Here is a 13,760-nt window from a genome sequence, read left to right on the forward strand (position 1 = left end):
TCAACTATGAAAAAGTATAAATTCAGAATAATATTGCTTACTACTCTAGGAATATTTTTAAGTAGTAATTCACAAACAAAAGATAATCAAGTTTCAAATAAAAACGAAAGCTTATTAGTTCTTAATAAAAAACAAGAAACAATGGAAATAGATATTTTCTCAGACTATGCAAAAAAAAATAATTATAAAATTATTAGTAAAGAAGAATTTACAAAACGTTGTTTAGATTTTTTTGGAATTAATATTCTTGACATAGATAAAGAAAATTATATCGAAATAAACTCAAATTCAGGATATCTTCTCTCTGCAGAAAAACAGTTTCTAAGAACGGAAGCAGAAGGTCTTTTTTACAACCCGAGCCTCGATGTTCCAGTTTCAAAAGATTATGCCATTAAAGAATTAAATAACAGAGAAAATAGAATTGGTGAAAAATTTTTAGCATATAACAAATTATTATTTAATGATGATTTAGTAACCTTAAGTTACTTTATCAATAATCCTGAAATTATAGAAATAGTCATTGACTTTGATTATGAAAAAAGTATTCATTTCTTCAACATGGCTATCGAAATGTTCAAAAAAGAAAATTTCATAATGGAAAACTTCAATAATCACTATCTATTTTATAATAATAAAAATAAAGGCTATAAGAAAGATTTATTAAATAATATATATTTAAGAAGTAATAATAATTTTGAGCAAATTAATAATAGTCTTGTAGCACTTTCTTATAATTTTAGTAAAGCTTTTAAAAAAATTCCAATTTATCAGAAAACAAAGGATGAGTGCGCAATATATATCATACAATTACTCAACAGATTTGATAAAAAAAACAAAATAAATATTGGCAGTATTAATGATCAATTAGCATATGTTCAACTAAAAAATTTCCTTAAATCAGATTATGATTTTGAGAATAGATTGAAATTAAGCAACTATTATAATGATACAGAAATTAAAGAGCTTGTAGAAAACTACAATATATTAAAGCTAGATGATGTATCTGAAACGTTTTTTAAAATAAATGACCCAGACGGTTACACCAATTTAAGAAAATACCAAAATACCTCATCAGAAATTTTGCAAAGAATAGTTAGCGGTTCAGAAATTGAAGTTTTGGATAATTCAGGAGATTGGTGGCTTGTAGAAACTAGAGAAGGTAAAAGAGGATATGTTCATAAAACTAGAATAAAGGCTGAATAATTGATTTAAACTACACAAAGTCCGCTAATTATTTTTCTTAAATACCTAACAGGTTTATAAAACCTGTTAGGACACTTTGTCGAAACTGGATTTCTTAACAGGTCTTCAAAACCTGTTAGATATAAGATAAACAGCCGTTTAATAAACATGATTGTTATATTTCTTAAAAAAATATTAAAAAATAGTCCTGATAGCAGTGAAAATAACTTTTAGCGAAAACCTGTTTTTTATATTTTTTGAAGAGCGATCAGAAGAAGATCCAGCAAAGACCAATAAAAACAACGTGTTAGAAAAAAAGCAGCATCGCAAATAGCAGTCCGGATAACTATCTGGTTTCAGAAAAAAAAACCTTAATCTTTATTCCGTATTCATAAATCATAACTACCTTTGTATTGTCAAATAATTCATATTATGAACATACAACATATTCCACAAATTAAGCATACTGAAAGTGGTAATTTCTTTTTATTAGCAGGACCTTGCGCTATTGAAGGTGAAGAAATGGCGCTAAGAATTGCAGAAAAATTAGTTGGTATTACCGACAAACTTGAGATTCCTTATGTATTCAAAGGATCTTTTAAAAAAGCTAACCGATCGAGGATTGATAGTTTCTCCGGAATTGGAGACGAAAAAGCTTTAAAAATTTTAAGAAAAGTTTCTGAAACTTTCCATATTCCAACTGTAACAGATATTCATACTAATGAAGATGCTGATATGGCAGCACAATACGTAGATGTTTTGCAGATTCCTGCTTTCCTTGTTCGTCAGACTGACCTGGTTGTTGCTGCGGCTAACACTGGAAAGGTAGTGAACTTGAAGAAAGGTCAATTTATGAGCCCGGAGAGCATGAAACATGCTGTACAAAAAGTTTTAGATTGTAATAATGAAAACGTAATGGTTACGGATCGTGGTACTATGTTTGGTTACCAGGACATGATTGTTGATTACAGAGGTATTCCTACTATGCAACAATATGCTACAACGGTTTTGGATGTTACGCATTCTTTGCAACAGCCTAACCAAACGGCCGGTGTAACCGGTGGTAGACCTGATATGATCGAAACTGTAGCAAAAGCTGGTATTGCTGTAGGTGTTGATGGAATTTTCATCGAAACACACTTTGATCCTGCTAATGCAAAAAGTGATGGTGCTAATATGCTGCACCTTGACTATTTTGAAGGCTTAATGACCAAATTGGTTGCCATCAGAAAAACTGTTAACTCATTTTAAATTTTTTAATATTAATTAGTTGAAAAATAAATTATTATTCTTGCCATTCTTCTTAATGTGTTTTGCTGTAAACACATTTGCTCAGGAAGAAGTCGCAATACAAGATAAATACACAGCACATAATAAAGGAAAGTTCTTTGTTTCATGGGGTGGTAATAGAGAAAGTTACTCTAAATCTGATGTAACTTTTAGAGGAAAGGACTATAATTTTACGGTAAATAATATGACTGCGCATGACAAACCTAAGGGATGGCATATCGACTATATTAACCCTGTAAACATGACGATTCCGCAAACTAACTTAAGAGTTGGTTATTTTATTAATGACCATTATAGTGTTGCAGTTGGTGTAGACCACATGAAATATGTAATGACTCAAAATCAGACGGCAAATGTTACTGGTTATATCAATGGTGAGGTTCACAATGGTGTTTACAACAACACTCCTGTCAATTTTACTGATGAAACGTTCTTAACTTACGAGCATACTGACGGATTGAACTACGTTAATACTGAAGTTTCCAGACATGACGATATTTCGAAATGGTTTAATCTGCCTAATATCGACAAGGTTCAGATTAATTTAACTGAAGGTATTGGCGGTGGTGTTTTATATCCAAAAACGAATACGATGCTTTTAGGAAAAGATCGCCATGATGATTTTCATGTTTCAGGATTTGGACTATCTGCAAAAGCCGGAATTAATATTACTTTCTTTAAGTATTTTTACCTTCAGGGTGAGCTAAAAGGTGGTTACATCAACATGCAGGATATTAAAACAACGGTTAGTAACGACGATAAGGCTTCGCAAGAGTTCTTTTTCTTACAGCGAATTATTGCTGTCGGTGGAATTTTTAGAATCTAATATTTCATAAAATATATTTGAAAAAATAGTTATCATTTTATTTGGTAACTATTTTTTTTATCAATTACTTTGTAATTCAAAGTACTTTAAAAAAATCAAGTGTATATCATGAAAAAAACAAAATACATTTTCCTTGCCATAACTTTCATACTTAGCTTCTCATTTGCTTTGTTTATAGCAATGCGCGTGTTTCCAAACAATCCGTTTTCGCAAGCAAAAAACATATCTGCTGTTGCATCATCAGAGCAATTTCAGGATGGTGATTTAATATTTCAGACTTCGGAATCGAGTCAGTGTGAAGCGGTGCGAATTGCTACAAATTCTAAATTTTCGCATTGTGGAATTCTATATTACATAAACGGTAATCTTTTTGTCTACGAAGCTGTACAACCTGTAAAACTTACTCCTTTCTCTCAATGGATTCAACATGGAAAAGAGGGTAAATATGCTGTAAAAAGATTAAAAAATGCAGCTAAGGTTTTGAATCCTGCTACGCTGCAAAAAATGAAAGATTATAGCCAGCAATTTAATGGCAAAGATTATGACGCCTATTTTGAGTGGTCTGATACCCGAATTTATTGTTCTGAATTGATTTGGAAGATCTATAAAAATGCTGCTGATATTGAACTATGTAAGCTTCGTGAATTAAAGAGTTTTAATCTTTCGGACAATAGAGTTCAGAAAATTCTAAAGGAGCGATACGGCAATGATATTCCGCTTCAGGAGAAAGTTGTTGCTCCTTCTGATCTGTACGAATCTGATTTACTTACAACCGTAATCGATACGTATTAGAAATTACTTTCTACTCCCTCTTTTTCCAATAATAAAGGCTAATTCAAAACATTAGCTTTTTTATTTAGTATTTCACTTTGAAACTCAAAGAACTTTATACAAGCAGTCGAAAGTCGAAAGTCGAAAGTCGAAAGTCGAAAGTCGAAAGTCGAAAGTCGAAAACAACAAACAACAAACAACAAACAACAAACAACAAACCTATAACCTATACCTAAAACCAGCATGAAAGATACAATAATTGAAAAAATGTACGAGTTGTCCAGAAAACCATATCAAAAATACTTTAAGAAAAATGAGCCTTGGCAAATTGATAAAACAAAGTTGATGGATTATCCTGAAGATAGTTTAGGATTTGGTTTAGGAAATTTTCTTTATAAGAATCATTTTGATATTCAGCCTAAGCTGGAAGACCATGATGTCATTCATGTTTTGACTAATACAGGAACATCGGTTTTGGAAGAAATTGGAATGCAGTATTATTTACTGGGAAACGGAAAGAGAAGTTTGTATTTATTTCTTGTTACGCTATCCGGAATACTATTTTATCCCACTAAAATTAATTACTTTTTTAAAGAATATAAAAAAGGACGTCAGGCTTTGCCTTTTCATTATATTGATTTTTCGAAGATGTTGTTTATGCCGATTCACTCGATCAAAGAAACATTTAAGATATGAAGTGTAAGCCTAAACAGGATATAAAAAAAAAGCTACGAGAATATACCCGTAGCTTTCTGTTTTATTGTAAAAACTAATTTTAGTTATAAATTATGAATGTGAATTGCGAATAAGAACTTGTAAATAACTCTAAACCCATAATTCATAACTCATAACTCATAATTTATAATTAAATTTAGTTGCTTTTAGGAAGCTCAATTCCTTTTTGATCGATTAGATACATTAATGAAGCCATTGTTGCAGCTCCTAGTTCTAATTCTCTTTTGTTGATAGCATCAAATTTGTCGTTTGCTGCATGGTGATAATCAAAGTAACGTTGAGAATCTGGTTTTAAACCTGCTTTTACGATCGTTTTAGAGGTTAAATGACCAATATCTGAACCTGCATGACCAATTGTAAAACTATGCACTAAATAAGGCTCAAAAAAGTCTTTAAATCCTTGTATCTTTTTAACGTTTGCATCATCTGCCTGAATAGAGAATCCTCTTGGTGTAAATCCGCCTGAATCGCTTTCTAAAGCAAAAATGTGATTTTCATTCTTTTGTTTCGAAACTTCTTCATATTTCGCACCACCTTTTCCGCCATTTTCTTCGTTCATAAATAATACAACACGAATGGTGTTTTTAGGCTTGTAGTTTAAGTTTTTCAAAATACGAAGTACTTCCATACTTTGCACTACTCCTGCTCCATCATCATGTGATCCGTCTGCTAAATCCCAAGAATCTAAATGCCCGCCTACAACCATAATGTTTTCAGGTGTTTCTTTTCCTGTAAGTTCTCCAATTACATTATAAGATAAAGCGTCTGGTAATGTTTGACAAGATTGTTTAAAGTAAAATTTTAAAGCCGGATTGGTTTTTAAACTTGTGCTTAATAATTCAGCTCCGTTGGTACTGATTGCTGCTGTTGGGATGTATTGTTCTTTTGGTAAATCACCATAACTTTGTGCTCCTGTATGTGGAAAATCGTCTAAACGTAAATTCATTGAACGCACAATTGTTCCTACAGCTCCTAGTTTAGCGGCTTCTTGTGCTCCTGCAAATCTTTGGTCTACACAAGCTCCGTAAGATTTAAATGTTTCGATATTTTCAGGATTCATTGGTCTGTTGAAAAACACAATTTTTCCTTTTACTTTGTCAGCACTTAATTTTTTTAGTTCATCAATTCCTAAAACTTCGATTACCTCTGCAGTAAGTCCGGTTTTAGCTGTTGCAACTGATCCGCCTAAAGCGCAAATAGGCACGACTGATTTGGTTTTGTTATTAAGAATGTAAGCTGTTTCTTTTTCTCCACGTACCCAATGCGGAACCATTACTTCCTGTAGGTACACTTTATCTAATCCAAGTCTTTCTAATTGTGATTTGGTGTATTGAACGGCAGTTTCGGCATTTGCAGATCCGGATAAACGAGGACCAATGTCATTTGATAAGTACTCTAACCAAGTGTAACATTTAGATTCTGTTAATGCTTTTTTATAAAATAATTTAATGTTTTGCTCATCTATTGATTCTTGTGCGATCGATGATAATCCGTTTAAAATTAAAAGAGTTAAAAAAATGGTTTTTTTCATGGTTTTAAGGGCATTTTGGCGTTTTTAGTTTGCTTTTTTTAGTTTGCACCGTAAAGAAACAAAATTATTAACAACTCTGCGGCGTTTTCAGTATGGTTTTCTCTAATTTATTTTATTTCAATAATTTTATTTTTAGTACCAATTCCATTTTCATTAAATGGTTCAATTGTGAAATAATATTTTGTGCCTTTATCTAAACCTCTAAAATCGTAAGACGCTTCATCGTAGACCATAATCGTATTGTACAATTTATCCGGAGCGATACCGTAATAGATATTATATCCTATCGCATCTGACTGTTTTTTCCAGCTAATCATAGCATTACGAGAATCTTTAGTATTTCTTTTTACTTTAAACTCAGCAACTGATTTAGGCTTTTCTAGCAATCCGTTTCCGAAAACTCTAAAGTCTGAAACAGCAAATAATCCAGAAGCGTTGTGTATGTTTTCCATTTTGATGTAGCGTGCATTAATCGATTTTGTTAACTCAACATAATCATGTGGTACATCTTTAGCATTTTTTGATTTATCGACTACTAAAGTCCAATTTACGGCATCATCAGACATGAATATTTTATATTGGTAATAAATATCCATTGCTTTATTGTATTGTGTTGCTTTATGATCTGCGTAGTTGATTTGCAAAGCGTTGATCTGCATGCTTCGTCCTAGATCAAGCTGTAACCACTCTCCTTTTTTATCTGTTTTGGCTGACCAATAAGTTTGAATATTTTCATCGGTTAAATTTTCAGGTCCGTAGCAAAATTTCTCGTATACTTTTTTGCCTCCATTGTCTACGCGATGTGTTTCTACTTCCATACATTCTTCAAAAGAAGAAACGGTAACAGGCTTTTTATACGACAACAACATCCATCCGGCTGAAGCACCTTTTGTATTATCGCGCTCCTGAGTTGGCAATAATATCGGAAAATCTCCGTATGAAGTATTAGAATACATAACATCGTCTTTATCGAAACCAGCCGGAAACATATCTATACGACGCTCGAATCTGTCTTTGATAGAAATTTTACAGGTTCCGGTATTCCAATAATTGCCGTAATTATCTGCAAATGTGTTTCCGTGTCCGGCACCAATTACAAATCCACCTGGTTTATACGACATCGGATTGTGCTTTTGATATACAAAAGGTCCTAGCGGATTATCTCCTACATGAACACCATTTGCGTAACCTTTAAATTCGGTTGCGGGTGCTCCATATTGCATATAATATTTTCCATTGTGTTTAGTCATCCATGCTCCTTCAATAAAATTCCCCCACGGTGCTGGTTCCATATCGTTATTAGGTCCAAAACGTTCCCAACCGTGTGCAGCCGGATCTAAACCTACAACTGCTTTTGCTCGTCCGTAAGGTTTTTGAATATCCTCTACTTCTGTAGCGGCATACAACTGCGCATAATCTGCCTGATTTCCTTTTGGCAGCCATGTATTATAATCTACTTCTACACCCACAAGAGGTAATTTTCCGCTTGATCCGTAATACATATAAACTTTTTTATCATCGTCCTGAAAAATGGCAGGATCCCAGGTTGGTAACATCGCTTTATCGACATGACGTAACCATTGCCCTGATTTCGGGTCAGCCGTTTTCCATACCGGATGGTCTTTTTTCCATGTAGAACCCACGTAAAACAAGGTATCGTTTACCACCCACGCTGCGGGTGCACACTGATCATCGTCTGCCGGTTGTCGCTGAAAACTTCCGTAAACAAATTTCCAATCGGACATGTCTTTACTCCAGAAAAATCCTGCCTGATTGGTCGCAAATAAGTAATATTCGTTTTTAAATGTAATAATAACAGGATCTGCACTTGAACGACGCGATTCCGGAATTCCGTTGTGATTAAATGTTGTGTAATTGTAACCTATATTTATTGGATTACAATAGGTTGAAGCAGGTTTATTAGGATCAAACCAGTCTGTTTTTCCGGGTATATTTGTCTCTTGTGCTTGGGTATTAATGCTTGTAATAAACATCAACATTGTAAGTAATTTGAAAATATTTTTCATAGCCTTATTTTATTTTAGAGCTTAACAAGTCAAACAGTAAGCAAACATTATCTTAAAATTTTAAAATAGCATTGCTTAGTGATTATTTTATATTGTTAATTCTTTCTATTACTAATTCGGGTTCGTTTGTTGTTATATAATCAAAATCGTTTTCAATAATCCAATCCATAACTTTAGCGTCATTAACCGTCCATACATTTAAGATGATCTTATTGTCTTTTGCTTCCTTAATCCATTCAGGATGTTTTTCAAAAACAGAATAATGATAATCTGCTCCTGCAATGCGGTCTTTTTTTAATTCTAAAGGTGATTTGTTTCCTTCCAGATATTGCAATGAAGCTCTTGGTGCTATTTGTTGTATTTGCTTTAATATTTCGTAGTCGAAGCTAATGTAGATTGTTCTTTTTTCAGCTTTTAGCTTTTTTATCTTCTCGACCACTTTTACGGCAATTTCTTTTCCTCTTTCTATACTGATTCCGGATGGCTTTATCTCGCAAACCAACATGGTTTGATTATTATTCTTTTTGCCTTCGGTGATGTATTCTTCTAATGTCGGCAGTTTTTCTCCGTTAGAAAGTTTAAACGGAATTAAGTCTGCGTACTTTGTTTTTTCGATGATCATTTTGTTGTAATGCGGATCATGATTGACAACTAGCGAATCATCTAATGTCATTACAACATCGAATTCTGAACCTGCCAATTTTAGATCAATAGCGTGACGCAAAGCAGCGATAGAGTTTTCTGGGAAATTGTTTGCTTTAAAAGCGCCACGATGTGCTACCACAGCATTTTTTGCGGGTTTACAAGATGAAATAAGTAATACAAGCAGCAATGAAATACTTACTATTTTGATTGCATTCATAAGTAATAATATAAAGTTAGACTGGTAAAACTGTATGTTTTTATGCATTTTATGGTGTAAAAAAGCCCTTCGTATAACCAGTACGAAGGGCGAACTACTATTTAACAAACCAACTACTTAGTTAACTCAAAACTAATTTTGCTGTTGGCATTCGAATTTCCACCAACGAAAACATCAAACTGTCCCGGTTCTGCTACAAACTGTAAATCTGAATTGTAGAATTTTAAATCTTCAACTGTGATGTCGAAAGTCACAGTTTGTTTTTCTCCCTTTTTAAGAGCGATTTTTTTAAAATTTTTCAATTCTCTAACGGGTCTGGTTACTGATCCAACTATATCTCTGATATATAATTGAACTGTTTCCTTTCCGTCAAAATTACCTGTGTTTGCAACATCTACTGTTACTTTTAAGGTTCCTGTGAAATTCATCTTATCAGAAGAAACTTTAAGGTTTGTATACTCAAATGAGGTATAACTTAAACCAAAACCAAATGGAAATAATGGCTCGTTTCTTTCGTCTATATAATTTGATCTGAATTTTTCGAATTTTCCTTCTGTATTAGAAAGTGGTCTTCCTGTGTTTTTGTGTGCATAATAAATTGGCAATTGACCAACACTTCTAGGGAAAGTAGATGTTAATTTTCCTGAAGGATTTACATCTCCAAATAAAACATCTGCAATGGCATAACCTGCTTCGCTACCTGCAAACCAAACGTTTAAAATAGCAGGAACTGTTTGATTTTCTTCTGTTATCACTAACGGACGACCATCAAATAAAACTAAAACAACCGGTTTTCCTGTTTTTAATAATGCGTTTAATAAATCCTTTTGTGCTTGTGGAATTTCTAAGTTGGTACGGCTGCTTGATTCTCCGCTCATCTCAGCTGATTCTCCAAGAGCTGCCACGATAATATCTGATTGGTTGGCTACTTTTAAAGCTTCTGCCAATAATTCTTCTTTTGAACGGTTATCGCGGTGTAATGTTTTACCAAACATCGTTGCATTTGTTTCTAAAGTCTCATCGTAATCTAAATTACTTCCTTTAGCATACAATACTTTTGTAGAAGATCCCGCCACTTCTTTGATTCCTGCTAATAATGAAATAGCATTCTCCATTTTAGTAGCAACACTCCAGGTACCCGGCATATTTTCTTTGGCATCTGCCAATGGCCCGATAAGCGCAATTGTTCCTGATTTTTTAAGTGGCAATAATTGATTTTGATTTTTTAATAATACCAATGATTGTGCAGCGATTGAACGTGCTTCTTTTCTACTGCCTACTGTAAAGATTTCTGTTTTTGCTCTTTTTTCATCGCAATATTTATATGGATCTTCGAACAATCCTAAGTCATATTTTGCTTCTAAAATAAGTCTGACAGCATTATCAATTTGTTCGATAGTTACTCTTTTCTCGTCTAATGATTTTTTCAAAGTTGTTAGAAAACCTTCTCCAACCATATCCATTTCAACACCTGCGTTTAATGATAAAGCTGATACGTCTTGTAAATTCCCCATTCCGTGCTCGATCATTTCAGGAATTCCTGTAAAATCTGTTACTACGAAACCTTTAAAACCCCATTGTTTTCTTAAAACATCGGTCATTAACCATTTGTTTCCGGTAGCTGGAATTCCGTCAACTTCATTAAAAGAAGCCATTACTGATCCTACACCTGCATCAACAGCTGCTTTGTATGGAGGGAAATAATCATTGAACATTCTGATATGACTCATATCAACTGTATTGTAATCACGTCCTCCTTCTGGTGCACCGTATAAAGCAAAGTGTTTTACACAAGCCAAAATAGAGTTGTTTTTAGAAAGATCATTTTGTTGGTATCCGTTTACCATTGCTTTTGCAATTTGGCTTCCTAAATACGGATCTTCACCTGAACCTTCAGAAACTCTACCCCAACGAGGATCACGTGAGATATCAACCATTGGTGAGAATGTCCAGTTTATACCATCAGCACTTGCTTCCTGAGCGGCAATCTGAGCACTTCTTTCGATTAAATTCATATCCCATGTACAAGATAATCCTAACGGAATTGGAAATGTTGTTTCGTAACCGTGAATGACATCCATACCAAAAAGCAACGGAATCTTCAGACGGCTTTTTTCAACAGCAATCTTTTGAACCTCTTTAATTTTTTGAACAGATTTTATGTTGAACAAACCACCTACTTTACCTTCTGCAATATTTTTTGCAACATTCGAACTATTGGCTTGTCCTGTTGTGATATCTCCTGAAGTTGGTAAATTAAGCTGACCTAATTTTTCATCTAAAGTCATTTTCGAAATTAATTCGGCTACAAACTCAGATTTTGGTTTAATTTTTACTGTGTTTTTAGTGTTCTTTTTTTGGGCATAACCCAAAACAGCACATCCTAAAAAAAGTAAGACTAATTTGTTTTTCATTCTCTTCTTTATTATTTGTTTGTATTCTTTTTTATCTGTTTAAACATCCAATCATAAATCTCGGGATTGTCATAAACTCTTGTCCAGCTATCGTGGCCTGCATCATCAAAAATGGTCAGTTGAATATCTTTAGCATTACACTTTTTCAGCTCTTTGTAAATGTTGATTGCATAATCTACGTTTACTACATCATCCAGCAATCCGTGAAAAATTCTGGTCGGAATGGTAGCAATTTTACAGGCATTTTCTAACTCAATTAAATCCACAAAACCTGAGATTGGTACGATTGCCGCAAACTTATCCGGATAGGAAAGCGCCAGATTCCAAGCTGCCCATCCTCCTGAACTTAAACCTGTAACATATATTCGATCGGGATCTATTTTGTTCTCCTTTTGAATCTTTAAAATCAATTCATTAATAGAAGCAATATCCCAATTTTCATCTTCCTTACATTGTGGTGCCAAAACATAAGCATCCAACTGATGCGTTTTAATATATTTTAAAGGCCCATTGATCTTTACTTTTTCAATGTCTGTACCTTTTTCTCCATCACCAGAAATAAAGACGATTAATGGCTTTTTATCTTTTGTATTAGCAGGTTTGTGCAATGCAAAACCTAATTCATATTTTAAGACTATAACTGTATTTATCTTTCCTGTAGTTTCGGTCTGTCCAAATCCGATTATCGAAATAAAGAACATCAATAACGCTAAACTTTTTTTCATTTTAAACGTTCTTAAAAACCGTATTTTCCTGACTTAAATCCTAGTTTTACCAGCCCTTGTTTTACTTCTGGAGCATTCATAAAAAGCTTCCATAGTAAACCTGAACGGTAATTTTCGATCATAACTACTTCCGGTCCCTGATCGATCGCTAAGTATCTTTTTGCTGTCCATTTATTTTGCAGGCTTACTGCGTCATAAAAACCGGCATTTCCCCAAGTCTCTTCTTTATGATTTTCATATAAATTTCGAATCAAGGCTAATGATTCTTTTGGACTATACACTATTGAACTTACAGCTGCTGTTGGCGAGATTACACCTTTGTCATTACTTGGCATGTGTGCATCATAACCTACCGAGCCATCATTATTTCTTGAATACGATGCAGTTAATCCCCAATAATCAGGACCATAACCTTCAAATTTTCCTGGATTCTCTACACAATACTCATAATTTATTTTTACCTGATTTACGTTGAGCTTCCAATAATCAGCATACTTATCGCTTAATTGATTTGGATCAAGTCCGAGGTAAGAATAATGCGCCCAAAATAATGGCCCTCCCATTTCTTCCGCTCCATTGTGTTTTAAGATCAACGGGGTGTTATATTTTGTTTTAGCCGAAACTATTCCGCCACTTCTCGCCCATCCTTCATGGTATGCTTTCGCATCTATTGCATGTGTTGGCGATGATGCGGCCATAACGTAGGTAATTAAACATTCGTTATACCCTTCAAGTGCAAAATTCATTTGCCATTTGTAATTGGGTGACCAATGCCAATACAATACATTTTTGTTATTGGTATACCATTTCCAGTCAACACCTTTCCAGAGTGCATCGTATTTTTGAGCAACAGCTTTTTCGTTTTCAGAACCCTCTTTCAGGTATTCACGAACGGTAATCATTCCTGCAACCAAAAATGAAGTTTCGACTAAATCTCCACCATTATCCTTGGTTCCAAAAGGTTTTACTTTTCCGGTGTTACCATCTATCCAATGCGGCCATGCTCCGTAAAAACGATCTGCTTTAGCTAAAAAATCAGCAATTTTGTTTAGTCTTTCAACTCCTTGTTCTTTTGTTACGTATCCTTGAGACATTCCTGAAACAATTGCCATTAGTCCAAAACCCGAACCTCCGGTTGTTACAATATTTGCATCATTTTCAGGATAAACACCGTCCGGATGATAACGCTCTCTGGCTAATCCTGAATTTGGTTCAGCATAATCCCAGAAGTATTTAAATGTTTGTTTTTGAACAGCATCTAACAGCTGTTCGTCCGATAGTTTTTCAGCAACAGTATCTTCTTTTGAAACCTCTTTTGATTTATCGGTATTGGAACCGCAACTCAAAAAGGTAAAAGCTATTAGTAAAAGTGAAATTCTAATCATTATAAAAGTTTA

The 13,760-nt window shown here is 33.9% G+C and carries 11 protein-coding genes; 5 read left to right on the forward strand and 6 right to left on the reverse strand.

All coding sequences use genetic code 11. From position 1 onward, the window contains the following. Positions 1-6 precede the first annotated feature (6 nt). From B0A66_RS15950 to B0A66_RS15970, 5 genes are all read left to right on the forward strand, one after another. Positions 7-1,203 carry an SH3 domain-containing protein gene (locus tag B0A66_RS15950; RefSeq protein ID WP_089050854.1) on the forward strand — a complete coding sequence of 399 codons (1,197 nt, stop codon included), beginning with the start codon at positions 7-9 and terminating at the stop codon, positions 1,201-1,203. 411 nt (positions 1,204-1,614) lie between these two features. After that, positions 1,615-2,433 (forward strand): 3-deoxy-8-phosphooctulonate synthase, encoded by an 819-nt coding sequence (gene kdsA / locus B0A66_RS15955; protein ID WP_089050855.1) that lies wholly within the window; start codon positions 1,615-1,617, stop codon positions 2,431-2,433. Positions 2,434-2,452: 19 nt separating this feature from the next. Beyond that, positions 2,453-3,298, forward strand: coding sequence for a hypothetical protein (locus B0A66_RS15960; protein ID WP_089050856.1), 846 nt, complete (start codon positions 2,453-2,455; stop codon positions 3,296-3,298). 108 nt (positions 3,299-3,406) lie between these two features. Beyond that, the gene (locus B0A66_RS15965; protein ID WP_089050857.1) at positions 3,407-4,090 is read left to right on the forward strand and encodes a YiiX family permuted papain-like enzyme; all 684 of its coding nucleotides are present in this window, start codon (positions 3,407-3,409) and stop codon (positions 4,088-4,090) included. 222 nt (positions 4,091-4,312) lie between these two features. Continuing rightward, positions 4,313-4,765 carry a hypothetical protein gene (locus tag B0A66_RS15970; RefSeq protein WP_089050858.1) on the forward strand — a complete coding sequence of 151 codons (453 nt, stop codon included), beginning with the start codon at positions 4,313-4,315 and terminating at the stop codon, positions 4,763-4,765. A 175-nt stretch (positions 4,766-4,940) separates the two neighbouring features. On the opposite strand, the gene B0A66_RS15975 is transcribed toward B0A66_RS15970, so the two are convergent. The 6 genes from B0A66_RS15975 to B0A66_RS16000 form a co-directional block, all read right to left on the reverse strand. Continuing rightward, positions 4,941-6,335: a M20/M25/M40 family metallo-hydrolase gene (locus B0A66_RS15975; protein WP_089050859.1), complete on the reverse strand. Its 1,395-nt coding sequence runs from the start codon at positions 6,333-6,335 to the stop codon at positions 4,941-4,943. A gap of 107 nt (positions 6,336-6,442) precedes the next feature. Beyond that, complete coding sequence (locus tag B0A66_RS15980; RefSeq protein WP_089050860.1) at positions 6,443-8,362, reverse strand: family 43 glycosylhydrolase; 1,920 nt, start codon at positions 8,360-8,362, stop codon at positions 6,443-6,445. 82 nt (positions 8,363-8,444) lie between these two features. Next, complete coding sequence (locus tag B0A66_RS15985; protein WP_089050861.1) at positions 8,445-9,224, reverse strand: glycerophosphodiester phosphodiesterase family protein; 780 nt, start codon at positions 9,222-9,224, stop codon at positions 8,445-8,447. A 113-nt stretch (positions 9,225-9,337) separates the two neighbouring features. Then, on the reverse strand, positions 9,338-11,638 hold the full coding sequence (bglX, locus tag B0A66_RS15990; protein WP_089050862.1) for a beta-glucosidase BglX: 2,301 nt from the start codon (positions 11,636-11,638) through the stop codon (positions 9,338-9,340). A gap of 11 nt (positions 11,639-11,649) precedes the next feature. After that, complete coding sequence (locus tag B0A66_RS15995) at positions 11,650-12,363, reverse strand: carboxylesterase family protein (RefSeq protein ID WP_089050863.1); 714 nt, start codon at positions 12,361-12,363, stop codon at positions 11,650-11,652. Positions 12,364-12,374: 11 nt separating this feature from the next. Beyond that, positions 12,375-13,748 carry a glucoamylase family protein gene (locus tag B0A66_RS16000; protein WP_089050864.1) on the reverse strand — a complete coding sequence of 458 codons (1,374 nt, stop codon included), beginning with the start codon at positions 13,746-13,748 and terminating at the stop codon, positions 12,375-12,377. Positions 13,749-13,760: the final 12 nt, after the last annotated feature.

The organism is Flavobacterium hercynium (assembly GCF_002217285.1).
In the GTDB taxonomy this organism is placed as follows: domain Bacteria; phylum Bacteroidota; class Bacteroidia; order Flavobacteriales; family Flavobacteriaceae; genus Flavobacterium; species Flavobacterium hercynium.